At 56.3% G+C, this 23,853-nt stretch carries 22 protein-coding genes and 2 tRNA genes; 12 read left to right on the plus strand and 12 right to left on the minus strand.

The window, feature by feature from the left end:
- A complete protein-coding gene (locus tag ACR0IO_RS01530; protein WP_480738892.1) occupies positions 1-483 on the minus strand; it encodes a hypothetical protein in 483 nt (160 codons plus the stop codon).
- 147 nt (positions 484-630) lie between these two features.
- On the opposite strand from ACR0IO_RS01530, the gene ACR0IO_RS01535 reads away from it, so the two are divergent.
- The gene (locus tag ACR0IO_RS01535) at positions 631-1,542 is read left to right on the plus strand and encodes a pirin family protein (protein ID WP_480738894.1); all 912 of its coding nucleotides are present in this window, start codon (positions 631-633) and stop codon (positions 1,540-1,542) included.
- Positions 1,543-1,577: 35 nt separating this feature from the next.
- Here the strand turns inward: ACR0IO_RS01535 and ACR0IO_RS01540 are convergent, their stop codons facing one another.
- The gene (locus ACR0IO_RS01540; RefSeq protein WP_155135492.1) at positions 1,578-2,165 is read right to left on the minus strand and encodes a TetR/AcrR family transcriptional regulator; all 588 of its coding nucleotides are present in this window, start codon (positions 2,163-2,165) and stop codon (positions 1,578-1,580) included.
- A gap of 101 nt (positions 2,166-2,266) precedes the next feature.
- Here ACR0IO_RS01540 and ACR0IO_RS01545 point away from each other — a divergent pair, with 101 nt between their 5' ends.
- The 6 genes from ACR0IO_RS01545 (at position 2,267) to ACR0IO_RS01570 (ending at position 7,112) form a co-directional block, all read left to right on the plus strand.
- Positions 2,267-2,515, plus strand: a complete 249-nt coding sequence (locus ACR0IO_RS01545; protein WP_170332775.1) for a hypothetical protein — start codon at positions 2,267-2,269, stop codon at positions 2,513-2,515.
- Positions 2,516-2,651: 136 nt separating this feature from the next.
- Positions 2,652-3,938: a homoserine dehydrogenase gene (locus ACR0IO_RS01550; protein WP_480738898.1), complete on the plus strand. Its 1,287-nt coding sequence runs from the start codon at positions 2,652-2,654 to the stop codon at positions 3,936-3,938.
- A gap of 71 nt (positions 3,939-4,009) precedes the next feature.
- Positions 4,010-4,987, plus strand: coding sequence for a class II fructose-bisphosphatase (gene glpX / locus ACR0IO_RS01555; protein WP_480738900.1), 978 nt, complete (start codon positions 4,010-4,012; stop codon positions 4,985-4,987).
- Positions 4,988-5,085: 98 nt separating this feature from the next.
- Complete coding sequence (gene recJ, locus ACR0IO_RS01560; protein WP_480738902.1) at positions 5,086-6,828, plus strand: single-stranded-DNA-specific exonuclease RecJ; 1,743 nt, start codon at positions 5,086-5,088, stop codon at positions 6,826-6,828.
- Positions 6,829-6,937: 109 nt separating this feature from the next.
- Positions 6,938-7,012: transfer RNA gene (locus ACR0IO_RS01565), tRNA-Glu, on the plus strand.
- Positions 7,013-7,037: 25 nt separating this feature from the next.
- Positions 7,038-7,112, plus strand: a tRNA-Glu gene (locus tag ACR0IO_RS01570).
- A 71-nt stretch (positions 7,113-7,183) separates the two neighbouring features.
- On the opposite strand, the gene ACR0IO_RS01575 is transcribed toward ACR0IO_RS01570, so the two are convergent.
- The 10 genes from ACR0IO_RS01575 to ACR0IO_RS01620 form a co-directional block, all read right to left on the minus strand.
- Positions 7,184-8,884, minus strand: coding sequence for a Na/Pi cotransporter family protein (locus tag ACR0IO_RS01575; RefSeq protein ID WP_480738904.1), 1,701 nt, complete (start codon positions 8,882-8,884; stop codon positions 7,184-7,186).
- A gap of 4 nt (positions 8,885-8,888) precedes the next feature.
- Positions 8,889-9,662, minus strand: a complete 774-nt coding sequence (locus ACR0IO_RS01580; protein WP_480738907.1) for an inositol monophosphatase family protein — start codon at positions 9,660-9,662, stop codon at positions 8,889-8,891.
- A gap of 2 nt (positions 9,663-9,664) precedes the next feature.
- Positions 9,665-10,447 (minus strand): DeoR/GlpR family DNA-binding transcription regulator, encoded by a 783-nt coding sequence (locus ACR0IO_RS01585; RefSeq protein ID WP_367646950.1) that lies wholly within the window; start codon positions 10,445-10,447, stop codon positions 9,665-9,667.
- A gap of 132 nt (positions 10,448-10,579) precedes the next feature.
- Positions 10,580-12,421, minus strand: a complete 1,842-nt coding sequence (locus ACR0IO_RS01590) for a V-type ATP synthase subunit A (RefSeq protein WP_480738909.1) — start codon at positions 12,419-12,421, stop codon at positions 10,580-10,582.
- The gene (locus ACR0IO_RS01595) at positions 12,418-13,110 is read right to left on the minus strand and encodes a hypothetical protein (protein WP_480738912.1); all 693 of its coding nucleotides are present in this window, start codon (positions 13,108-13,110) and stop codon (positions 12,418-12,420) included. Before ACR0IO_RS01595 ends, ACR0IO_RS01590 begins: the two co-directional genes overlap by 4 nt.
- 1 nt (position 13,111) lies before the next feature.
- Entirely contained in the window at positions 13,112-13,789 is a 678-nt protein-coding gene (locus ACR0IO_RS01600) for a hypothetical protein (protein WP_480738914.1), read from the minus strand.
- Positions 13,789-14,232 carry an ATP synthase subunit C gene (locus tag ACR0IO_RS01605; protein WP_155139174.1) on the minus strand — a complete coding sequence of 148 codons (444 nt, stop codon included), beginning with the start codon at positions 14,230-14,232 and terminating at the stop codon, positions 13,789-13,791. The genes ACR0IO_RS01600 and ACR0IO_RS01605 overlap by 1 nt, the downstream gene beginning before the upstream one ends.
- Positions 14,229-16,025 (minus strand): V-type ATP synthase subunit I, encoded by a 1,797-nt coding sequence (locus ACR0IO_RS01610; protein WP_480738919.1) that lies wholly within the window; start codon positions 16,023-16,025, stop codon positions 14,229-14,231. The genes ACR0IO_RS01605 and ACR0IO_RS01610 overlap by 4 nt, the downstream gene beginning before the upstream one ends.
- Complete coding sequence (locus ACR0IO_RS01615) at positions 16,022-16,627, minus strand: V-type ATP synthase subunit D (RefSeq protein WP_170332756.1); 606 nt, start codon at positions 16,625-16,627, stop codon at positions 16,022-16,024. The genes ACR0IO_RS01610 and ACR0IO_RS01615 overlap by 4 nt, the downstream gene beginning before the upstream one ends.
- Complete coding sequence (locus ACR0IO_RS01620) at positions 16,605-17,966, minus strand: V-type ATP synthase subunit B (RefSeq protein WP_480738922.1); 1,362 nt, start codon at positions 17,964-17,966, stop codon at positions 16,605-16,607. The genes ACR0IO_RS01615 and ACR0IO_RS01620 overlap by 23 nt, the downstream gene beginning before the upstream one ends.
- A 279-nt stretch (positions 17,967-18,245) precedes the next feature.
- Here ACR0IO_RS01620 and ACR0IO_RS01625 point away from each other — a divergent pair, with 279 nt between their 5' ends.
- The 5 genes from ACR0IO_RS01625 to ACR0IO_RS01645 all read left to right on the plus strand — a co-directional run bounded on the left by ACR0IO_RS01625 (position 18,246) and on the right by ACR0IO_RS01645 (position 23,849).
- The gene (locus tag ACR0IO_RS01625; RefSeq protein WP_480738924.1) at positions 18,246-19,985 is read left to right on the plus strand and encodes an ABC transporter substrate-binding protein; all 1,740 of its coding nucleotides are present in this window, start codon (positions 18,246-18,248) and stop codon (positions 19,983-19,985) included.
- An 82-nt stretch (positions 19,986-20,067) separates the two neighbouring features.
- The gene (locus tag ACR0IO_RS01630; protein ID WP_480738926.1) at positions 20,068-21,117 is read left to right on the plus strand and encodes an ABC transporter ATP-binding protein; all 1,050 of its coding nucleotides are present in this window, start codon (positions 20,068-20,070) and stop codon (positions 21,115-21,117) included.
- 1 nt (position 21,118) lies between these two features.
- The gene (locus ACR0IO_RS01635) at positions 21,119-22,195 is read left to right on the plus strand and encodes an ABC transporter ATP-binding protein (protein WP_480738929.1); all 1,077 of its coding nucleotides are present in this window, start codon (positions 21,119-21,121) and stop codon (positions 22,193-22,195) included.
- Positions 22,192-23,055 (plus strand): carbohydrate ABC transporter permease, encoded by an 864-nt coding sequence (locus ACR0IO_RS01640; RefSeq protein WP_480738931.1) that lies wholly within the window; start codon positions 22,192-22,194, stop codon positions 23,053-23,055. Before ACR0IO_RS01635 ends, ACR0IO_RS01640 begins: the two co-directional genes overlap by 4 nt.
- Positions 23,052-23,849 carry a carbohydrate ABC transporter permease gene (locus tag ACR0IO_RS01645; protein ID WP_155139158.1) on the plus strand — a complete coding sequence of 266 codons (798 nt, stop codon included), beginning with the start codon at positions 23,052-23,054 and terminating at the stop codon, positions 23,847-23,849. The genes ACR0IO_RS01640 and ACR0IO_RS01645 overlap by 4 nt, the downstream gene beginning before the upstream one ends.
- The last annotated feature ends 4 nt before the right edge of the window (positions 23,850-23,853 follow it).

A 23,853-nucleotide genomic window follows, 5' to 3' on the forward strand; every position in this document is an offset into this window, starting at 1 on the left:
TCATCCCCTTTCGGCGAGTATCGCGGACAAAACCTCTGACATGAATTTGGTTTCGGCGGCGGCGGTCATCCCGCCAACGCCGACCCGATGCCCTAGTCGCCACCAAAGGCCGGGTTCCCATCGGGCACTCGTTGATGTCTTGGTACGGATCAGAAATCCATTGGACGGCTTGAACGCGAAAACCCCGCGATCTACGCTCTCGATATCCTGCACATCTGCAATCTTGTGGCCGGAACCTGTTCTGATTTCCGATTGCGTCAATTCGATCCGGTCTGCGGTCGCAAACCACATGCGGTAGGCCAACCAGAACGCAGCCCCTCCGACAGCAATCAGGAACAATTGCCACCCCGGTGCTGGGGGCGAGGCAAGCGCGACGTACAGAACCAACACCCCAACCGTTGTCAGCATCCCTACCCCAATCCAACGTCTGGGCGCGGATGCCTCCACTGTTGCCAGCACTTCGTCCTGCATAGTCGTCTCCATCTGATTTCCTTGTCGTTTAGCGACTTTCGCAGCCGGACAACAGACCTCGAAATGAAACGAACAAATTTGCACAGATGTAGTGCCCGGGTGCAAATTGATCGCACGATTGCACGATATACATAGTGCTCGTACAAGCAGGAGGTCGCTATGTCCCTCAGACCAACATTAGAAACACGCAAAGCCGTTCCAACCATGGAGGGTGCAGGCGTCAAACTACACCGAGCCTTTGGATTTCAGGACCCTTCCGAGCTGGATCCTTTTCTTCTGTTCGACGATTTCAGAAACGAGCGGTCAGAGGACTATCAGGCAGGATTCCCCTGGCATCCGCATCGCGGGATCGAGACGATAACTTACGTGCTGTCAGGCACGGTCGAACATAGCGACTCGCTGGGCAACAGCGGTTCTCTGGGCGCAGGTGATGTCCAGTGGATGACTGCCGGATCAGGAATCCTGCATCAGGAGATGCCTAGCGGAAACACAAATGGCCAGATGCACGGGTTTCAGCTTTGGGGCAATCTTCCCTCTGCACAGAAGATGACTGCTCCGCGGTACCAAGATGTTCAAAGCAAAGAAATCCCTGAGGTTACCGATGATGACGGTACTATAGTTCGGATCATCGTTGGGGAATTCTGGGGGCGAACCGGGCCAGTTGATGGGATTGCAGCTGATCCACAATATCTGGACATCTCAATTCCAGCAGGAGTGAAAAAGACTTTCCGCATAGACACTTACCGCCGGGCGTTTGCCTATGTTTTTGAAGGGCAGGCCGCGTTTGCCGATGCATCACAACCAACTGGTATCCTTCTCGAAAAAGAAGTCTCGGGACAAGAAGTCAACATTCGCGATATGTCCGGCGACCGTACTCTGGTCCGATTTGGAACAGGGGATGAAGTCACGGTTCAGGCCGGATCTGAAGGTGTTCGATTTCTGCTGATATCTGGTGCTCCGATCAATGAACCGGTGGCATGGCATGGTCCAATTGTCATGAACACGCGATCAGAACTGGAGCAGGCTTTTCGTGAATTGCGAAATGGAACTTTCATTCAGCCTGCGCACTGAAACCCAAATGCCCGGCCGTTTTTGGTCGGGCATTTTCACGATGTGACTGCTTTACGCACCATATCCCAATAGATCAGCTCAACTTCATCCAACGATAATCGCCCACCCGACCGATACCATGTCATGACGCCGTTCAGCATGGCGATCACCGCCAGAGTGGCGATCTTGGTATCTGCGATCGAGAACAGGCCTTCTTGCTGACCCTCTCGCAGAACATTCTCTAACGAGTCTTCGTAGCTGCGGCGCAGCGCTTCGATCTCGGTAAAGTTCTCAGGCGAGAGGTTCCGCAGCTCCATATAAGCGATGAAAACCTCGTCAGGCCGTTCAAGATGGAACCGGATATGAAAGCCCACAAACTGACGCAAAGCGCCAAGGGCATCTGGTTGTGTCTCCAGATCGTTGTAAGCCGCAAGCAGGTCCTGCATATGCTGCTGCATCAGGCGGAAGAGCAGGCTCTGCTTGTCTGGCGTGTAGTTGTACAACGCCCCCGCCTGTACACCGACTTCACCAGCGATCTGACGCATAGAAACCGCAGCATAGCCGTGCCGGGCAAAAAGCCTCAACGCTGCCTGCCGGATACGCGGGCCTGTTATGTCAGAATGAGAGCCTTGAGTACGTGCCATAAGGCCACCGTATATGAACAAATGTTCAGATAGAAGCCCGCTTGAACCAGCTTCATAAAAGATGCATCACAGAACCCAGACGCATCCCCGAAAGGCTGGTCATGAAACACATATCTCTGCTGACCCTGTTACTGGCATTCGCCGGATGTACGGATATTCCCGAGCTGGAAGGGAAAGAGGCCCCATCCATCCGCAATGCGGCCTATCCTAAGCTCGTTCCGCTTGAGGAAACACTTGGCACCCCTGTTGATCCCGTCAGCGAGGCATCTGAGGTCGAAGAGGAACTGACCTCCCGCAGTGAAGAGCTGGCCAAGAAAGCCGCAGCTCTGCAGGCCGCCGAAATCAACTGACACACCGATTCTGACACAGAAAATTCACCGGCTTTGCTGGTGCATGACGCATTGCACCCCTGCCCCGAACCCGCTAAGGCAGCCTGCAAAGGACGTTTCGTCTAATACGGCAGATCGAGCGGAAAGGACCCACGGAATGACAAAGGCGCTGCGGCTTGGAATTGCGGGTTTGGGAACCGTGGGCATTGGTGTCGTCAAGATTGTACGCCGTCATGGCGATCTGCTGCAGGCGCGTACGGGCCGCCCCATCGAAATCGTTGCTGTTTCGGCGCGCGACCCAAACAAGGATCGCGGCGTAAGCCTGTCTGAATATGCTTGGGAAACCGATCCTGTGGCGTTGGCCAAACGGGATGACATCGACGTTTTCGTAGAGCTCATGGGCGGTGAAAACGGGCCAGCCAAAGCCTCGGTCGAGGCCGCACTTGCCAGCGGCAAGGATGTCGTGACCGCAAACAAGGCGCTGCTGGCGATCCATGGTCAGGAACTGGCTGAAACCGCCGAAGATGCTGGACGAGTGATCAGGTTCGAGGCAGCCGTCGCAGGCGGCATCCCGATCATCAAGTCCCTAACCGAAGGTCTGGCTGGTAACGAAATCACGCGCGTCATGGGTGTGATGAACGGCACATGCAACTATATCCTGACCCGCATGCAATCGCAGGAGCTGGGCTACAACGCACTGTTCGAGGAATGTGCCGAACTGGGTTACCTCGAAGCCGATCCCAACCTTGATGTAGGTGGTATTGACGCGGCGCATAAGCTGGCTCTGTTGTCCTCAATTGCCTTCGGGACAAAGCCGAACTTCGACGGCATTGAGATCGAAGGCATCCAGCATATCAGCCTCGATGACATCCATCAGGCCGCCGATATGGGCTATCGCATCAAGCTGCTGGGTGTTGCGCAACGCTCTGCCCGCGGCCTGGAACAACGGATGCAGCCTTGCCTTGTACCAAGCGATTCACCTCTGGGTCAGCTCGAAGGCGGAACGAATATGGTCGTGATCGAAGGTGACGCTGTTGAACAGGTCGTTCTGCGCGGCCCCGGTGCCGGCGAAGGCCCGACCGCTAGCGCTGTCATGGGTGATGTCTGTGATCTGGCGCGCGGTCTGCAAATCTCGACCTTCGGCCGCCCGGCGAATACTCTGACAGAGGCGTTGCCAGCACGGACCGGCCTGCCCGCGCCTTACTATCTGCGCCTTGCACTGTTGGACAAACCCGGTGCACTCGCCAAGGTGGCGGCAATTCTGGGCAACGCAGGCGTTTCAATCGACCGTATGCGCCAATACGCACATTCCGAAGCCACCGCACCAGTTCTCATCGTTACACACAAGACCACCCGCGCCACGCTGGATCTGGCGCTTGATGATCTCAGAACTACGGACGTTGTCTCGGGCGAACCTGTCGCACTGCGCATTGAACAGGTCTGAACTCTTGCAGCCTGCACCATGGGCGGGCTATGCCGGACATAATGTCTTCGCTGACCAAAGGATTACATCGCATGAACGCTGCCAAAACCGACTTTAACGACCGCATGCTGTCTCTGGGCCTCGCGCGGGTTGCCGAACAGGCGGCGCTGGCCTCAGCCTCGCTGGTTGGCCGGGGTGATGAAAAGGCTGCCGATCAGGCCGCCGTAAACGCGATGCGCGAACAGCTGAACCTGTTGGATATCTCTGGCGTCGTCGTCATTGGTGAAGGTGAGCGGGACGAAGCACCGATGCTGTATATTGGCGAAGAGGTTGGAACCGGCAACGGACCCGGCGTTGATATCGCGCTGGATCCGCTGGAAGGCACCACGCTTACAGCCAAGGATATGCCAAATGCGCTGACTGTGATTGCGATGGGTCCGCGCGGCTCGATGCTGCATGCCCCTGACGTCTATATGGACAAATTGGCGATTGGTCCGGGCTTTACCGAAAACGTCGTAAATCTGGACATGAGCCCGCGTGAACGTGTCGAGGCGCTGGCCAAGGCGAAGGGGTGCGAGCCTGCGGACATCACCGTTTGCATTCTGGAACGTCCGCGCCACGAGGCAATGATCGCCGAGGTGCGCGAGACCGGAGCATCGATCCGCCTGATCACCGATGGTGACGTCGCGGGCGTCATGCACTGTGCTGAAAGTGAAGTGACCGGCATCGACATGTACATGGGTCAGGGCGGAGCGCCCGAGGGAGTTCTGGCCGCTGCCGCACTGAAATGCATGGGCGGGCAGATCTTTGGTCGCCTGCTATTCCGCAACGATGATGAACGCGGACGCGCAGCCAAGGCCGGGATCACCGATCTGGATCGCGTGTATTCGCGGGATGAAATGGTGACGGCGGACGTGATCTTTGCCGCAACCGGCGTAACTGGTGGTTCGCTGCTACCGCGCATCAAGCGCGAGCCGGGTTGGGTCGAGACAACTACCTTGCTGATGCGTTCGAAAACGGGTTCCGTGCGCCGCATGTCCTACCGCACTCCGATGTGGTCTCACGACTGAGGCTGATGGCTTGAACTCTCGCCTGTCGCGTGAGTATCTGTATTAGATCATAAGGCCGGGTCCGATTGGGTCCGGCCTTGTTTTATCGGGAGCAGACATTGAGCTTTCTTGGAGTTGAGCAGTCACTAACGGGACGACGCTGGGTCGGCCCTTCCGCAGACGTTGAGCGGGCGGCGGAGATGCTTGTTCAGCAAGCCGACCTTCCTCGTGCCGTAAGTCAGGTATTGGCCCGACGCGGTGTACCGCCGATGGAAGCGCGTGGGTTTCTGGAACCCAAACTCAAGGAACTGCTGCCTGATCCGCGCACCCTCAAGGATATGGAAAAAGCAGCCGAACGGTTTATCCAAGCTGTCCGCGGCAGGCAACGGATTGCGGTCTTCGCAGACTATGATGTGGATGGCGGCAGTTCCGCTGCACTGTTGATTGTCTGGCTGCGCCAGATGGGCCTGCAGGCCACTCTCTATGTTCCGGATCGTATCGATGAAGGGTACGGCCCCAATGTACCTGCGATGCAGGAGCTGGCGGCGTCTCACGACCTCATCATCTGTGTCGATTGCGGAACGCTGAGCCATGAACCCATTGCTGCTGCCAAAGGCGCGGATGTCATCGTCTTGGATCACCACCTTGGTGGAGAAACGCTGCCGGATTGCGTCGCGGTGGTGAATCCCAATCGACAGGATGAAAGCGGTGATCTGGGCTATTTCTGTGCAGCAGGCGTCGTGTTTCTGATGCTGGTCGAGGCCGGGCGCCAAATGCGAGAAGCCGGTATCAAAGGCCCAGACCTGATCTCGCTGTTGGATTTGGTGGCTCTGGCAACAGTCGCAGATGTTGCGCCACTGATAGGCGCAAACCGGGCGTTGGTGCAGCAGGGCCTCAAGATCATGGCGCGCCGTCAACGCCCCGGTTTGGTGGCCCTGTCGGACGTGTCACGTATGGATTCCGCCCCCAACAGCTATCACCTCGGCTTTCTTCTCGGACCGCGTGTAAACGCGGGTGGACGGATCGGTCAGGCGGATCTGGGCGCGCGGCTGCTCAGTACAGACTCGATGACTGAGGCCGAAGCCTTGTCGCAGCGGTTGGATGAACTGAACACCGAACGCCGGGACATTGAAAACGCCGTGCGCGCGGCCGCATTGGAACAGGCCGAAGAACGCGGGCTGGATGCACCTTTGGTCTGGGCGGCTGGTGAAGGCTGGCATCCCGGCGTTGTCGGAATTGTCGCCTCGCGTTTGAAAGAGGCAGCCAACCGACCCGCAATCGTCATTGGTTTCGATGGGGATGAGGGCAAGGGATCCGGCCGGTCTGTCTCTGGCGTGGATTTGGGCGCGTCGATCCAACGGCTGGCGGCCGAAGGGCTCTTGGTCAAGGGCGGTGGCCACAAGATGGCAGCGGGCCTGACAGTTATGCGTGACAAGCTGGAACCAGCCATGGAGCGTCTGAGCGAACTGCTGGCCAAACAAGGTGCTGGTCAAGGCGGCCCTGTCGATCTGAAACTGGATGGCGCCCTGATGCCTGGTGCTGCAACCGTCGATCTAATTGAGCAGATCGAACAGGCTGGCCCGTTTGGAGCAGGTGCCCCTGCCCCACGATACGCGCTGCCTGACCTGCAGGTACGTTTTGCCAAACGTGTGGGCGAATCTCACCTGAAACTCTCGCTATCCGATGGGATGAGCGGCGGAATAGACGCAATCGCCTTTGGCGCTTTCGACGGCCCGATGGGAGAACGCCTGTCAAATCACGGCGGAGCCCGGTTCCATTTTGCAGGTCGGCTCGAGATAAATTCATGGGGTGGACGCCAGAATGTCCAGCTCCGGCTTGAAGACGCCGCCGAGGTGAATTGAGAGCAATTCCAGACATAAATTCTATCTGGTAAAAAAGTTTCACATCCCTGCATTTTTCGGCTTGCGGGGGTTCGAGGTAAACCGTAAAAGGCCCTCCACAAGCCAGCGTGGCCCGTTCGTCTATCGGTTAGGACGCCAGGTTTTCAACCTGGAAAGAGGGGTTCGATTCCCCTACGGGCTACCACTTGTGCTTGTGATGGATACCAAATGGCCCGTTCGTCTATCGGTTAGGACGCCAGGTTTTCAACCTGGAAAGAGGGGTTCGATTCCCCTACGGGCTGCCATTTTCCCAAACAATCTCGCAGAGTACGGATTTCTCCGGCGATATTGCACGCCGGATAAACTGTTCCTCGCCTTAGCTATCGGCACCGTTCAGATCCTCGTCAGCCATCTGAGGCAACTCCTCGATCAGGCGGGTCTCCAGCAACTGACCGTGGCGATAAAGGATCGGGTACGCAACGGCCGAGATATGGCTGTTGAACTCGCGAAACGCCCGCAAGGTTTCCAGATGGATATCGCTGGTCTCAAAGCTCTCGGTCGTACCGTGCTGTAATCGCCGCAGGTGCCGCTTGCGGCTGTCTCTTTCAGCTCGCTTGATCTCGCTCTTTTCCAAGCTCAGAAGGCGAGCGCTTTCGAGGTCATCGGAAATCAGAACGTTCGAAGCCAGCTTCACATTGGCCAGAATGCTCTCATGCATCTGCACCAGTTCGGACCAGCCTTCTTTTGAGAACGTGGCCCCCTTCTTGCGCATTTCATCTGCCAACTGGGTAAGCCGCTTCGCCACAACGTCACCGGCTGTTTCAAGGCGGATGGCATATTCCATCATATCACGTGCAAGTTTGGCATTTTTCTTGCCAAAGCTATCGGTCGGGATCGTGGCCACAAATGCCCGAATTCCCGACAGGCATTCGTTCACATCGCCGTCCATCGCGCGCACAGCACGTATCTGATCCTTGTCACCCGACCGGTACAACTCGAGCGCTGGCCGGAACATGCCCTCAACCAGATCGCACATGCGCAGCAGCTCACGCTTGAGGCTGGAAACGGCCTGACTGGGGCTTCCGATGTTGCGAGGGTCCAACGCGCTTGCTGGGCGTGCCTGCTGAGCCAGATCAACACTGGTCTGCTGCTCTGGCAATAGACGCTCTGCCAGGGGCTGCAATCGTCCACAGATCGGCAAGGCGAGCAAAAGCAGCGATGCGTTGAACGCAAGATGCGCGCTGACCAGCATCTGCCCCCCACCGGGCATATCCACCAGCCCCGACCGTAAGGCAAAGTTGCAGGCAAATAGTACGACGATCGCCCACGTGCCGCGCAGAACGAGGTTTGTGTAGGGTATTCTTCTGGCTGGCATTTCCATACCACGGCTCAGCCAAACCGGAATGAAAGCCGACCCAAAGTTAGCGCCAAGGACAAGCGACAAACCTGCCTCGAACGGAATTGCTCCGATCTGGACAAGAGTGACACACATCAAGATCGCGGCCACCGAAGAGTGCATGACAAAAGCCAGCGCCCCGCCGACCAAAAAGGCAGTTATGTAGTCGCGGGCCAGATAGTCAGCAACGGCAGGCAGAAACGCGCTGTCGCGAATGGGATCCATCGCCTCGCGCAGAAAGCGCAACGATATCAGGATGAAGGCGATCCCCATCAGAATGCGCCCCAATTGACGGGCTTTCTTGGCTTCAGTTTTGACGAACAGATACCCACCCACAGCCAACAGAAGTGGAACCAGCCAGTCCATTCGGAATGACAATATCTGAATAACCAACGCCGAGCCGAGGTCGCCACCCAATACAATCGCCAGACCAACAGGAAAGCTCAGGAGTCCGCTCGCAGCAAAGCCAGACGTCAGCAACGCGACAGCGGCTGAGCTTTGAAGGACAACGGCCATTGCAATGCCCACGCCCGAAGCCTGCACAAAATTCTGCTGCCCTGTCATGACGCGTTGGAAGGACGCGCCATAGCTGCGCTCGATCCCCGTACGCACCATCCGTACCGCAAAAAGCAGCAGCATGGTGGCACCGGCCAGTTGAATCAAAAAACTTACTATTGCCATCTTCTTATCCGTGGACGAGCTGCAACATCTGAGTATGCAGTTCCGGCGTTGCTGCCGAAATGACCTTGCCGTCTGAACTCAGTTTCAAGGGCTTACCGTCCCAATCCGTCATTATACCACCTGCAGCTTGAACCAGGGCCGAAACCGGCAGGAAGTCATAGGGTTGAAGATCGTAATCGATCACAGCATCCACATGCCCGGCTGCCAGCAAGGCGTGCGGATAGCAATCATAGGCAAAGCGGCGCGTTTGCCCCGATTGCATCAGTCGATCAAACACGATCGGATGATCACGATGAAGCTTGTCGCCTTCATTTACATACAAAATCGCTTGTTCAAGCTGGGTCTTTTCCGAGACCGAGATACTCTCGCCGTTCAGTGTTGCGCCTTGCCCCTGCACGCCAAGAAACACTTCATTCAGTGCAGGCATCGCGACGACACCCAGATCGGCAATCCCATCAACCAGATGTCCGAGCAAGAAACCGAACAAAGGATGGCCCGACAGAAAAGAACGAGTCCCGTCGATCGGATCGATTATCCACATCTCGCGCCGGTCGCCACCCTGAACACCGTGTTCTTCGCCAACGATCCCGTGATCAGGGAAGTGCTCCTGCAGGTATTCGCGCACCTTGGCTTCGACTGCCTTGTCGGCCTGTGTCACCGGGCTTTCGTCCGCCTTGAACTCGATACCAAGGCGCCCGCGGAAATACTCGCGCGCGGTTTCTGATGCTATTTCCGACACACGCACCGCATGTGCCGCATGATCATTACGAACGAGCATCATTATGCTCCACTTGCTTTTTGAGCTTTCACACCCCAGCCTTCTAACGCGCTGGCCAGCGCGCCTTTGGGAAGTTTGTCGGATACGAGCAGGTCAACATCCCGGGGGTCCGGGCCGACATAAGGGGCTGTTTCACCAAACTTGAAATGCGCCGTTGCGACTACGACCTGATCGGCATTTTCCGCAATCATTGCAGACAGTTCAGCTTCTGCAGCGCTGCGATACATGAAACCTTTTTCTGCCGATACGGCATCGATACTCAGCAACACCATGTCAAAGGCATATCGCTGTGCTTGTCTATGGGCAACGTATCCAAAGGTTCCACGCTCATCGCTCTGTAATTCACCACCCAACAGATGCACACGATTTCCGTTGGTTCCCGCCAGCGTCTGACCAATACCGATGGAATTGCTGACGATTGTCAGATTTCCGATCTGCCTCAACTCCTCAGCCACAAAAGCCGTTGTCGAACCGACATCCAGAAAGATGGTCATTCCGCTTTGCACCAGCTTCGCAACATGAACCGCAATTTGCCGTTTTTCATCAGAATGTTGCGATATCCTGCTGAAGAAACTGGGATCCCCCTGTGTTCCCGCCAGATACGCACCACCATGGACGCGCTCGACAGCACCCGTTTTGGACAGGGATTTGATGGTTCGCCGGACCGTCTCTTCGGACACATCAAGGGTCTTTGCCAGCTCTGAATTTCGGGCTGTGCCGCCAAGTCGCCGCAGGACATCCAGCAACTCCAATTCTCGGTGTGTATGAGGTGCGCGATTTTTCACAGGCGGCTCCAAATTCCCAAATATCCCCACATAAGGGCACATAATATGGTCAACAACAACCCATATCCCGTGATTCAGGCATATCGCTGCCTGATCATCGCGCTGTTACCACATATTTGGTGAATTTTTGCTTCAGATGCCGAATTTTTCGCGGCAGAGTTCTTCGATCTGGGTCCAGATAGACTTGAACTCCGGCGTGTTTTCAGCGGCATAGTGGAAGTTCTTCATCAAACCTGTCAGCTGAGTAAAGACTTGACGCACCTCGGCCTTGTCCGCAAACTCAGCCTTTGACTGAGTAACGTCATAGACAAGCTTGAAAGTCTGTTTCTGTCTCTCAAGCGGGACAGTGGCATCCACTTTATCAAAGGCGTCTTGCTGCAGGTAAACCATATCCAAAAACAGCGCTTTTTGTTGCGTCACGAAATCCTCAATCGTGACACCCTCTTCGCCCGTGACCTGCATCATTTGGTCGACCTGCTCACCCTTTTCGATGAGTGACAGCAAGTCCCGCACCTTTCCGGTCCAGCCCGGTTCGGCATTTTTGTCATACCAGTCAGAAAGCTGATCCAGATAGCGCGACCAGCTGAGCATCGGGTCCACTGCCGGGTAGAAACGTTTGTAGGCGCGCTCGGATGACAATCCGAGGAAACACTTGACTGTGGACAACGTCGACTGGGTGACAGGTTCATCAAAGTTACCACCTGCAGGTGAAACTGTGCCGATCAGGGTCAGACTGCCCAGATCCCCATCATTTGTCTTCAACGCTCCGGCCCGCTCGTACAGTCCTTTGATCGAGCTCTCAAGATAGGCCGGAAACCCCTCCTCACCCGGGATCTCCTCAAGCTTGCCAGAAGTTTCCCGCATCGCCTGTGCCCACCGGCTGGTGCTATCGGCAATCAAAAGCACGTCATAACCCATCTGGCGGTAATACTCGCCAAGTGTAATCCCGGTGAAGATCGAAGCTTCACGTGCCGCCACAGGCATGGACGACGTGTTACAGATAATGATTGTCCGATCCATCAGGCTGCCACCAGATGTCGGGTCGGTCATCTTGGGAAACTCGGATATGGTTTCGACCACTTCGCCTGCACGTTCACCACAGGCCACTACGATCACGATATCCACTTTGGCATTTCGTGCGATCAGGTTCTGAAGAACGGTCTTCCCCGCCCCAAAAGGCCCGGGGATACAGGCCGTCCCGCCGCGTGCAATAGGGAAGAACGTATCAATCAGCCGCTGCGACGTCAGGACGGGCTCGGTTGGGTACAGCCTCTCTGACAAGGTACGTTTCAGGATGTTCTCTGGCAGCGCCCGCCGAACCGGCCACTTCTGCGAAAGGGTTAGCGTGTGTTCCCCGCCCTGCTCGTCCTCTAAGCGGGCGACGATGTCGTGGATCGTGGCCGCGCCCTTCTGTACCCAAACCACTTTGTACTCACCTGCCCAATTGAACGGCAGCATGATCTTGTGGTTGAAACGACCCTCGGGAACTGTCCCGATACTGTCTCCGGCATTAACCGTATCACCAACCTTCACGGATGGCGTAAACGACCATTTCACCTGATCATCCAGCGGGGCAACATCTGCACCACGCGGCAAGAAGGTTCCGAATTCGGCGGCAACTTTGGGTAAAGGAGACTGCAACCCATCGAACACCTGCCCCAGCAAGCCCGGCCCCAGCTCAACCGAAAGCAATTGACCAGACTGCTCGACCGGATCGCCGACCGCTACACCATCCGTACTCTCATAAACCTGCACATCCGCAGTATCGCCGCGCACCCGCAACACTTCGGCCTTGAGACGTTCCTGACGGCCACCGGGACCTGCACGTGTTGGAAGGATGAACACGACCTCGTTCTTGACCAACTGTCCTGGCTGGCCCGAAGCATCCTTGTTGGCTTGAATCTGCACAAGGCCTTCCTGCACAGAGACAACGCGCGCGGTTGCGGTCTGGGTCGATGAGGTTGGGGCTGTCATGCGCTTACTCCCTCAAAATCAATATCGGTGACATTGGCCATCGCCTGTTGTGCCAGGGCCTCAAATCTCTTCGCCGCGTCTTCGGCATTACTTTGGGACCAGCGATCAAATATATTCCAGATCAACACGTAGATCGCGACCGCTTCGAAATCGAAGAAATGGCGGGCGGCGTGCCGTTTGAGCTGTTTTTGACTGACCGACAGAAGCAGCCTTTCCAGACCAAGTGGATCATCGCTTTCCAACAACTGATGTGCCTCTTTCACCCAAGGCATGGGTGTTTCCAATCGAAACCCCGGATCGCTCCAGTTTGCAGGAATATGCCGACTCCAGCGGCCCATTCCGAATGCGCAGGAAGGTGCCCCCTCACCCCGTTTACGCAGGCGCATCGCAGCGATCACGGTACGCATTTCGATCCGTTCCATGAACAGCTTACGCAGTGTCGACTGCGGGACCTCTTTGAGCGCCTGCTTGCAACGCCCTATGGCCTGCGCATCCGTAACGTCCATGTCATAGGCGCTCCAGCTCAGCGCGTTTTCCAGCACCTGTAACACACGCGCATCTTCAGGCTTCAAAGCCTTCAGGCGACGATCCAGCCTAAGACGTGACAACGGCGGCTGTTTAGCAATGAACAAACGCTCGGAACCGGGCAGGCTGCAGATCAGCGAGATATAGGCGTCGGGGTTTGACATCTCAGCGGATCACGCCTTCCAGCACTGCACGGAACCTCGGCTGCAGATGCTCCATCAACAACGAGGCTACTGCTTTGTCCGTCAGATCGAGCACAACACCCTGATCTTCGGCCCGAACGCGTATTCCCTCCTGCGTATCATCAGAAGTGTGCAGTTCTACGTTTTCCCTTAACATTTTGGCGGTCAGACCCAACACGTACTTGGTCAATTTGCCCGACTGAATATCGTCTGCGTTTTGCTTGATATCTTCCTGTGTCGCGACCTTGGCTGGCAGAATGACCTGAACCTTGCCATCCAGATTTGCGCCCTCAGACGCTCGCCCAACGACTTCGAGGATCATCTGCTTCAGCAATTCCGGATCAGCCATGTCCTTGGTGACCAGCCGTTCGACATCTTCTTTGAAACGATCGGTCAATCCAGCTTTCATGGTCAGAACTGCATCTCGCATGGCGGTGTTCAGAGCTTCTTCGCCTGCCGCGCGATAATTGTCAGAATCTGATCGTGCCTTTTTCATGTAATCTTCGGCTTCGCGCTTGGCGTCCGCCACGATGCGGGCCGCCTCAGCCTTGGCGTCCGACCGCAGTTTTTCCGCCTCAGCCTGACCAGCCGCGACTCCATCGTTGCGCAACTTGTCAATCAGGGCGTCGACACCATGAGAGATTGTGCCATCCTGTGCCATCAGCTGATCCCCGCGCTGATCACCAGAGCGAAGACAAACGCAAACACTCCGAACCCTTCGATGATCGCTGCCGGAGCAAGTGCGAGACCAAAGATCTCGGGTTTCTCTTTGGTCGCATTGATCGCAGCCGCACAGGCGCGCCCCTGCCAGATGCCGCAATACATCAGTGCGATCCCCGACAGGATCCCAATCCCAAACAAACCGCCCGCGTTTTCGGGCGTTACGTCCCGGTTCAGCGTGAACATGATGACAATGCCATAGATCACCATCGTCGACGGAAAGGCCGAGACGCCAACAAACCGGCCATATCCCCCATCGGTTTCGGTCATCGCGCCAATACTGGCTTGTCCCGCGATGGCACAACCAATGGCACTTGCCGCAGCGCCCAGCGCCATCGGCGCGTAGATGCCCAGCCAACCCAATGTGACAACAAGCTCATTCATTCCTGAACCTCCTTGCGGGCAAACGGACGAAAGATAGTACCCTCATCCGGCAGACCCCATTTAAAGAATTCGATGTAATTGAGACGTAGCCCGTGAACGACGCCACTCATGATCGCGAGGGCGAAGTTGAGAACGTGGCCGATGATCAGGATCAGCAACCCGAACAAGATACCCGGCCCTTTGAGTGAATGCATCACCGATACGGCCAGATCGTTGAACGTGATCGCCAAAGAAGCCGACGCAAGGCCCAGCGCAAAGAGGCGCATGTAGCTCAGTACATCGCCAAATGCACCCATAGCACCTGCCAGGCTTTGCAAGCCTTCGATCAGACGCCACACCCAATCCGTTGGCTTTTTGATCTTGCGTTCGCTTGAGAACAAAACGATGGCAATCACACCCACGCACAGGATCGCTGCACCAGGATTTGGGGATTGGCCTTTCATATAGCTAAGCCAGAGGACGAAACCGCCAATCAAAGCAGCAATCCAACCCAGATTTGCAACCGCCTTGCGTTGCCCCCATGCCGCACGCGCCGCCAGCGCATTGGCCAGGATCAGATGCAAAACTCCAACGACGATCGAAACCATCATCATCGCACTGAAGTTATTGATATCCAGAACCTTTAGCTTGGCCCAGATCGAACCCGCATCCGGGGACGCCCCAAAGTAGCTGCCGACCATCACCCCATACAGAATGGTTGCACCTGAAATAATCAGCCCATAGCGACGCCAGGATCTCAGAGATACCGTTGAGCCCATCCGCTTCCAGAAGAACAGCAGGCCAAGCAGGATAACGACCCCATAGCCAGCATCAGCGATAATCATCGCAAAAAAGATGGCAAACGAGGCTGATACGATCACGCTCGGATCCCAATCCTGATAGCCCGGCACCTGATAAAACAGTGCCAGATCGACGGCAGCTGCGCGTTTGTCTGGTTGCTCCAGCAGTGTTGGCGGAGTGTCGTCCGAAGTCGGCTCTTCGATCAGAACTGCCGATTTGTTGGCACTTGCCATATCCAGAACGGCGTCAACGCGATCTTCGGGAACCCAGCCCTGCAACGCGAACATTGCCTCTTCATCGCGAACCTTTTGAGTGGCATGGGCCAGCTCAGCAGCACTCTCTGCCACCGAAAGATTGCGCCGCATCAATGTCAGGTATCGGGTCTGAGCAACTCGCTCAGCCTCCAGAGCTTCCAGAGCTATCTCTGCCTCTTCCAGTTGCGCTTCCAGTTCGTGGATAGGCAACGATCCAACATGCGTACGCGGTATGGGCAGGATGTCGTCATCGGGCTCATCCGGTGAGATCAGGACAGCGTAAAGAAACCTGTGATCCTCATGCAGAACAGCCCAGGGAAGTTCGACACCGGACAGTGCGTCACGGTGTTTCTGCGGCAACTGATAGAACCACAACCGGTTACCGGCCAACACATCCGTTGGCGGAAAATCCAAATCTCCCCAAGGACGCACCTGAGCGATACGATGCGCCAGAAAATCCCGACGATCCATCATATCGCGGCTTCGCTGCATCAGGTCTCGTACGTCCTTGACGAATGCATCCATTTCAAAGTCGGGATCACGTTGTATCTGACGCCTCGGATCTGAAACCTCGGCCAAGAAACGCAGCGCCTTGTAGGCTTCTCTTGCGCCGCGCTCACTGATCTTCTCGGGTTCGTTGGGGGGCGGTGCAAGGGGCAGCACATGCATGCAGCCAAGATCCTGCAGTGCCTCAAGCGTCGCTGTCTTGTGCGCAGCAGGTCCGACCAATGACAGCTTTTTGAGCCGGGCAACCGTCACGTCAAAGCCTCCTGCGCATGTTTGCGCTTGGAAATCTTGGACCGAACCACAGCCTGCATCTGTTCGTCGCTCAGATAGATGCGGATTTTCTTGATATTGGCCTTGGCGCGCGGGATCAGAACCTTTTCAAACAGATTGACCCGCTGTGTTATTGTCGCCACCGCCTTATCGAATATTCTAACTCGTTCCTCAGCCACTTTGACCCGCAACCGGGCCTCGATCATGTCGTGCAGCAGGCTTGCAGTCGTATCCACCCAATGCGGTTTGGCCAGCGTTGAATATGGGCGCACTACGACCTCGATCCGGTCGAGATCAGGCATTTTGACCCCTACTACGTTGACCTCTTTGACCTGGTAATCCTTGAGTTCAACCAACCCGTCCAGATCGATGCCGCGCTGAGCCAACATAGGCAGCTTTTCCCCGACCTGTCGGGCCAGTTCCTGAACTTCATCCTGTAACTTACGAACGTTTTCCCGTGCCTTTACACGTTCTGCCATCAACTGCTGGCGTTTCAGATCCAGCGACGGCAGGAACCGTTCATAGCTTTTTAGCTGCGTCTGCTCGCGGGCGAGTGACGATTTATTCAGCTGCAACCGCGCCATTGGCATCCTTCGGGAAATACTTGTCGATCAGGGACTGCTTCATCAGCAACTGTTCTGGTGCAAAACACTCGGCCAGAGTTTTCCAGCCCAGATCCAAGGCCTCCTCAAGTGGGATGGAAACGTTAATATCCATGAACCTGGTCCGAAACAGATCGCCGAATTTCAGCAACTGGTGGTCATAGTCAGACAGATCAAACGCCATTGCCTGCTTTTGCGCGGCATCACGACTCTCTGAGTAGAACCGGATCATCGTGTTCATGATCTGCCCGTGATCTTCACGTGTGGTCTTGCCAATCACATTCTGCTTTAGGCGCGAAAGGCTGCCAAAGGGATCAATCACGCCAGAGTGCAAATAAAACTGGCCCTCGGTTATATAGCCCGTGTTGTCAGGTACAGGATGGGTCACATCGTTTCCGGGCATCGTTGTAACCGTCAGCACAGTTACCGATCCACCCTTGGCATAATCGCAAGCCTTCTCGTAGCGACGCGCAAGTTGGGAATAAAGGTCACCCATGTAGCCACGCTGGGAAGGCACACGTTCCTGACTGATCCCGACTTCTTTCATCGCGTCGGCATAAGCGGTCATATCGGTCATCAGAACCAGAACACGCTTACCCTCTTCCACCGCGAATTTCTCGGCGACCGCCAGCGCCATATCGGGTACCAACAGACGTTCAACCAAGGGGTCCATTGCCTGATTCACGAACATCACGGTTCTGGAAAACACACCTGCATCCTCAAACGAGGTCCGGAACGTGTGGTAGTCGTCAAAGATCAAACCCAGCCCGCCAAACACAACGATATCCGCATCCGCCTGAATACCGATTCGGCTCAAAAACGCGTTGAACGGCTCGCCTGAGACCGAAAAAATCGGAATCTTCTGACTCTCGACCAATGTGTTGAACACGTCGATCATCGGCACATCGGTTCGGATCATCTTGTTGGGCACGGCCCGTTCGGCGGGGTTTACTGTCGGTCCACCGATATCGATCCGAGGCTCCGCAGAAAGATTAGGTCCGCCATCGATCGCAACGCCGGCGCCATCAAAAACACGCCCCAATATGTTTGCGGAATACGGTGTCTGCATGGGATGACCAAGAAACGATGCCGTCGCCTCGGTCGAGATCCCCTTGGTCCCCGAAAAGACCTGCAAGGTCACAACATCCCTATCAATGAAAATGACCTGAGCCAGAGTCTTTCGACCATCAATGGTCTCGATCACGGCCAGATCATTGAACCGAACTTCCGAGTCGGCCGAGCCGTCGACAGGTACGCGAACCTTGATGGTATCGCCGACAATTTCCAAAACGCGAGTGTACTTCAACAGACTTTGGGACATATCTTATCCTCATTAGTCCAAACGAATTTTTGCGAAATTAGCGCAGTGAAAACCCTTGATTATTCTGCTTAATTTCACGCTCAGCTTACAACGAATTCAATTATAAGCAAGCGAAGATGGTTTGCCATGTTCGGGGGCTTTCAAACCATGAGCAGGCTAGGCAAAGGCGCTCCAAAATTCATTTACTAAATTTTTAGTTTGACAGATGCGCAACAAATCGCTGATGCTGCCCGCCATCCGGTCCCCACCGGGTAACCATAATTTTTTGGGAGGAAACAGATGCGGAGACATCTACTTTCCGCAGTGGCGGCGGCTGCCGTCATTGCGGGGCACGGTTCTGCTTGGGCCGACGAAGCCGCAGCACAACGTTGGATCGACGACGAATTCCAGCCATCGACCCTGTCGAAAGACGAACAGATGTCGGAAATGCAGTGGTTCATCGAAGCTGCACAACCCTACGCTGGCATGGAAATCAACGTCCTGTCCGAGGGCATTCCGACCCACTCTTACGAATCCGAGGTTCTGACCAAGGCGTTCGAGGAAATCACCGGCATCAAGGTCAACCACCAGATCCTTGGCGAAGGCGAAGTGGTTCAGGCCGTACAGACTCAGATGCAAACCGGCCGGAACCTGTATGACGGTTACGTCAACGACAGCGACCTCATCGGCACCCACTCGCGTCTGCAGCTGGCTTACCCGCTGACCGACATGATGGAAGGCGACTGGGCGGCAACAACTTCGCCGACGCTGGACCTGAATGACTTCATGGGCATTCAGTTCACGACCGGTCCGGACGGTAAACTGTACCAGCTGCCCGATCAGCAATTCGCGAACCTCTACTGGTTCCGTAAAGACTGGTTTGACGACGAGGCCAACAAAGCCGCGTTCAAAGAGAAGTACGGCTATGATCTGGGTGTTCCGGTCAACTGGTCAGCCTACGAGGACATTGCTGAGTTCTTCACAAATGACGTGAAAGAAGTCGATGGCGTGGCGATCTACGGCCACATGGACTATGGCAAGCGCGCGCCTGACCTTGGCTGGCGTATGACCGATGCCTGGCTGTCAATGGCTGGTGCCGGCGACAAGGGTGAGCCGAATGGTGTACCCGTCGATGAATGGGGCATCCGCATGGAAGCGGGTACCTGTAACCCCGTTGGTGCGTCCGTTTCGCGCGGTGGTGCTGCAAACGGTCCGGCTGCGGTCTATGCGATCCGCAAGTGGGACGAATGGCTGCGCAACTATGCGCCTCCGGGTGCGGCGTCTTATGACTTCTACCAGTCGCTGCCGGCGCTCAGCCAGGGCAACGTGGCCCAGCAGATCTTCTGGTACACCGCCTTTACCGCCGACATGGTGAAGCCGAAGTCCGAAGGCAACAACACCGTGGATGACGAAGGCACGCCGCTTTGGCGGATGGCGCCTAGCCCGCATGGCCCCTATTGGGAAGAAGGCCAGAAGGTTGGGTATCAGGACGTGGGTTCCTGGACCTTCCTGAAGTCGACCCCCGAGGATCGTGCTCAGGCGGCTTGGCTCTATGCCCAGTTCGTGACCTCCAAAACTGTCGATGTGAAAAAGTCCCACGTGGGTCTGACCTTCATCCGAGACAGCTCGGTCAACCACGAGTCGTTCACCGAACGTGCACCCAAGCTGGGTGGTCTGGTCGAGTTCTACCGCTCGCCTGACCGTGTGGCATGGTCACCGACCGGCATCAACGTGCCGGACTACCCGAAGCTGGCCCAGATCTGGTGGCAGCAGATCGGTGACGTGAACTCAGGTGCCTTCACCCCGCAAGAGGCGATGGACCGTCTGGCCGAAGAGATGGACATCACCATGGCCCGTATGCAGGCCGCGGATGAAAGCGCCGGTGTCTACGGTGGCTGTGGTCCACGCCTGAACGAACCGCAGGATCCTGCCTTCTGGCTGGAAAAAGCGGGCTCACCCAAGGCCAAGCTTGAGAATGAAAAGCCGCAGGGCCAGACCGTCAACTATGACGAACTGGTTCAGCGCTGGCAGTCTCAATAAGCCAATGAAACCCGGGGGTGCCGCGTCAGGCACCCCCACCTCAAGACCAGTGCAGCGCACTGAAGGACCGGAACCCACGGACATGATCGAACTTCAAGACGCGACCAAAAGGGTCGGCAACGTCATCCATATCAAGCCCACAAACCTGACCCTTCAAACAGGCCACTTCAACGTGCTGCTGGGCGCGACGGGCTCGGGCAAGACCTCTCTGATCAAGATGATGGCCGGACTGGACCCGATCGCCTCGGGCAAGGTCCTGATGGATGGGCAGGACGTCACACGGCTGAATACGCAAAAGCGGAAAATCAGCCTCGTGCACCAGTTCTTCGTGAACTACCCGCATATGACTGTCTTCGACAATATCGCCTCTCCGCTGCGCGTGGCAGGTATGGCAAAGTCCGAGATCGAAGGCCGTGTCGAAGAGGCCGCCGACCTGCTTCAACTGCGCCCGATGCTGCACCGCCGCCCACATGAATTGTCGGGTGGACAACAGCAACGTACCGCTCTGGCGCGTGCCATTGCAAAAGAAAGCCGCGCCGTCTTCCTCGACGAACCGTTGGCCAACCTTGATTATAAATTGCGTGAAGAATTGCGCGAGCAGCTGCCCGATCTATTCGCGGGTCGTGGCGCTGTGGTGGTTTATGCCACGTCAGAGCCCGAAGAAGCACTGCTACTGGGCGGATACACGGCCCTGATGGAAGATGGCCGCGTGACCCAATTCGGGCCGACCGCTGACATCTATCGCAACCCTGAGAACATCGCCGCCGCGCGGGTCTTTTCGGATCCGCCGATCAATGTCGCGCGCATCACCGTTTCTGGTGCTCAGGCGCAATTGGCTGGTGGAGGTGGCTGGACTGTTACAGACATGGCCGACGGAGATTACATGGTCGCTGTACGACCCCATCGGGTGACCCCTTTTCGCTCTTCCGATGATGATGTGGAGCTTACCGGCCGCGTGATTGTGACCGAACTGTCCGGCTCGGATTCAAGCGCACATTTCCAACATGGCGATGATGCGTGGGTATCGCTCGCCACAGGTGTGCATCCGTATCAGGTTGGTGAAGATCACAGCTTCTACATGAACCCGGCCCACTGCCGGTATTTCGGCCAAGACGGCAAAAGGGTGGCCTGACATGGCACAGATCAAGCTTTCAAACCTGCGACACAGCTACATGCCGACGCCGAAAGGCCCGGAAGACTATGCGCTGAAGGAAATCGACGTGACTTGGCGCGATGGCGGGGCCTATGCTCTGCTGGGCCCTTCGGGCTGCGGCAAGTCCACGTTGCTGAACATTATCTCGGGTCTTTTGACGCCGTCCGAAGGACAGATTCTGTTTGACGATCGTGACGTGACCGCCCTGCCCCCCGACCAGCGCAACATCGCACAGGTGTTCCAGTTCCCGGTGATCTACGACACGATGACCGTGGGCGAAAACCTTGCTTTCCCGCTAAAAAACCGGGGTGTTGACCCAGCGACAATCAAGCGTCGCGTCGATGAGATCGCCGAGATGCTGGACGTCACGGATATGCTGGGCACACGCGCCTCCGGCCTAAGCCCGGACAACAAGCAGAAGATCTCAATGGGTCGCGGTCTGGTTCGCGATGACGTGAACGCGGTAATGTTCGATGAACCCCTGACAGTGATCGACCCGCATCTGAAGTGGAAACTGCGCTCCAAGCTGAAAGAGCTGCATCAGCGTGTGCAGGCCACGATGATCTACGTGACCCACGACCAGACTGAGGCCCTGACCTTCGCGGACGAAGTGGTTGTGATGCAGGAAGGCGAAGTAGTGCAGATCGGCACTCCGGTTGAACTGTTCGAGCGTCCTCAGCACACATTCGTCGGCCACTTCATCGGCTCGCCCGGCATGAACGTTCTGCCCTGCGAGCCCAAGGGCGACCGCGCCGTGTTCGAAGGTCACGAGGTTATGCTGGAGGGCCCCACCCGTGGCGACGGAGGTCGAACCGATCTGGGCATTCGACCAGAATACGTGGGCTTTGGCGACGCGGGCATCCCGGCACATGTAACGAAAGTTTCGGACATTGGCCGTCACTTCGTAGTTAGTGCCATGGTCGGTAACACCCCTCTCAAGGCTGTGACCGAACACAGCGTGCCCGAGCCCGGATCACAGGTCTTCCTTCAATTCAAACCTGAACAATCCCGCGTCTACCGTGACGGCTGGATCGCAACCGAGGAGCGGGCGCAATGAGAACGGAAAACCAAAGAGCATGGTTCTTTGTCCTACCGGTGCTGGCGCTGGTTGCGTTCAACGCGCTGGTGCCGATGATGACGGTGGTGAATTACTCGGTGCAGGAAACCTTCGGCAACAACCAGTTCTTCTGGGAAGGACTGGGCTGGTTCGAACAGATCCTGCGATCCGACCGCTTCCAAGCCGCGCTGGGTCGGCAATTCCTGTTCACCTTCCTGATCCTGATCATTGAGGTGCCACTTGGTATCATCGTGGCCCTCTCGATGCCGCGCAAAGGTTTCTGGGTGCCTGTCTGTCTGGTCCTGATGGCCCTGCCGATGCTGATCCCGTGGAACGTGGTCGGCTCGATGTGGAACATCTTCACCCTGCCCCAAATCGGTCTTCTGGGATACTTCCTGAATGACGTTCTGGGCATCAACTATGACATGACGCAACAGCCGCTGTCGGCCTGGATCACAGTCGTCGTGATGGATGTGTGGCACTGGACTTCGCTGGTGGTGCTGCTTTGCTACGCAGGTCTCGTCTCGATCCCTGACGCCTATTATCAGGCCGCCAAGATCGACGGTGCCAGCCCGTGGTCGGTGTTCCGCTACATCCAGCTGCCCAAGATGAAAACCGTCCTGACCATTGCCGTACTTCTGCGGTTCATGGACAGTTTCAACATCTATACCGAGCCCTTCGTTCTGACCGGCGGTGGCCCCGGCAACTCAACCACCCTGCTGTCGATTGACCTTGTGAAGATCGCGCTTGGACAGTTCGACCTTGGCCCTGCGGCCGCGATGAGCCTGATCTATTTCGCCATCACGCTGCTGGTCTCATGGCTCTTCTACACTCTGATGACAAAGGATGACGCGCAATGAAGAAGCGGTCCATCATCCCGATCCTCTATATCGCGTTCCTGATGCTGCCAATCTATTGGCTGGTTGCGATGTCCTTCAAGACAACGAACGAGATCCTGTCGGGCTTTTCCCTGTTTCCCCAAACTTTTACGCTGGAGAATTATATCACGATCTTCACTGATCCAACGTGGTACTGGGGCTACATCAACTCGATCACCTATGTGACTCTGAACACAGTACTTTCGGTCTGCGTTGCCTTACCTGCGGCCTATGCGTTTTCGCGCTACCGGTTCCTGGGTGACAAGCAGCTGTTCTTCTGGCTGCTGACCAACCGGATGGCCCCTGCCGCGGTCTTCGCCTTGCCGTTCTTCCAGCTCTATTCGTCGATCCACCTGTTCGACACCTATCTGGCCGTGGCACTGGCGCACACCCTGTTCAACGTGCCGCTGGCAGTGTGGATCCTGGAAGGTTTCATGCGCGGCATTCCGAAGGAGCTGGATGAGACTGCCTATGTCGACGGCTATTCCTTCCCGCGTTTCTTCGTGACCATCTTCCTGCCCAATATCAAAGCGGGCGTTGGGGTCGCGGCGTTCTTCTGCTTCATGTTCTCTTGGGTTGAAATGCTGCTGGCCAAGACCCTGACAGCGGTCGAGGCGAAACCCATCGCCGCAGTGATGACCCGTACAGCTTCCAGCGCGGGATACGAACTGGGTCTGCTGGCTGCCGCCGGAACCCTGACCATCATCCCCGGTGCCATCGTCATCTGGTTTGTCCGCAACTACATCGCGCGTGGTTTCGCGATGGGACGTGTGTGAGGTT

This window comes from Ruegeria sp. CE12 (assembly GCF_056537525.1).

Coding starts and splice junctions, on each gene's coding strand:
- ACR0IO_RS01530 (WP_480738892.1), bottom strand. CDS start 483: ATGGAGACGACTATGCAGGACGAAGTGCTGGCAACAGTGGAGGCATCC.
- ACR0IO_RS01535 (WP_480738894.1), top strand. CDS start 631: ATGTCCCTCAGACCAACATTAGAAACACGCAAAGCCGTTCCAACCATG.
- ACR0IO_RS01540 (WP_155135492.1), bottom strand. CDS start 2,165: ATGGCACGTACTCAAGGCTCTCATTCTGACATAACAGGCCCGCGTATC.
- ACR0IO_RS01545 (WP_170332775.1), top strand. CDS start 2,267: ATGAAACACATATCTCTGCTGACCCTGTTACTGGCATTCGCCGGATGT.
- ACR0IO_RS01550 (WP_480738898.1), top strand. CDS start 2,652: ATGACAAAGGCGCTGCGGCTTGGAATTGCGGGTTTGGGAACCGTGGGC.
- glpX (WP_480738900.1), top strand. CDS start 4,010: ATGAACGCTGCCAAAACCGACTTTAACGACCGCATGCTGTCTCTGGGC.
- ACR0IO_RS01575 (WP_480738904.1), bottom strand. CDS start 8,884: ATGGCAATAGTAAGTTTTTTGATTCAACTGGCCGGTGCCACCATGCTG.
- ACR0IO_RS01580 (WP_480738907.1), bottom strand. CDS start 9,662: ATGCTCGTTCGTAATGATCATGCGGCACATGCGGTGCGTGTGTCGGAA.
- ACR0IO_RS01590 (WP_480738909.1), bottom strand. CDS start 12,421: ATGACAGCCCCAACCTCATCGACCCAGACCGCAACCGCGCGCGTTGTC.
- ACR0IO_RS01595 (WP_480738912.1), bottom strand. CDS start 13,110: ATGTCAAACCCCGACGCCTATATCTCGCTGATCTGCAGCCTGCCCGGT.
- ACR0IO_RS01600 (WP_480738914.1), bottom strand. CDS start 13,789: ATGGCACAGGATGGCACAATCTCTCATGGTGTCGACGCCCTGATTGAC.
- ACR0IO_RS01605 (WP_155139174.1), bottom strand. CDS start 14,232: ATGAATGAGCTTGTTGTCACATTGGGTTGGCTGGGCATCTACGCGCCG.
- ACR0IO_RS01615 (WP_170332756.1), bottom strand. CDS start 16,627: ATGGCGCGGTTGCAGCTGAATAAATCGTCACTCGCCCGCGAGCAGACG.
- ACR0IO_RS01620 (WP_480738922.1), bottom strand. CDS start 17,966: ATGTCCCAAAGTCTGTTGAAGTACACTCGCGTTTTGGAAATTGTCGGC.
- ACR0IO_RS01625 (WP_480738924.1), top strand. CDS start 18,246: ATGCGGAGACATCTACTTTCCGCAGTGGCGGCGGCTGCCGTCATTGCG.
- ACR0IO_RS01630 (WP_480738926.1), top strand. CDS start 20,068: ATGATCGAACTTCAAGACGCGACCAAAAGGGTCGGCAACGTCATCCAT.
- ACR0IO_RS01635 (WP_480738929.1), top strand. CDS start 21,119: ATGGCACAGATCAAGCTTTCAAACCTGCGACACAGCTACATGCCGACG.
- ACR0IO_RS01640 (WP_480738931.1), top strand. CDS start 22,192: ATGAGAACGGAAAACCAAAGAGCATGGTTCTTTGTCCTACCGGTGCTG.
- ACR0IO_RS01645 (WP_155139158.1), top strand. CDS start 23,052: ATGAAGAAGCGGTCCATCATCCCGATCCTCTATATCGCGTTCCTGATG.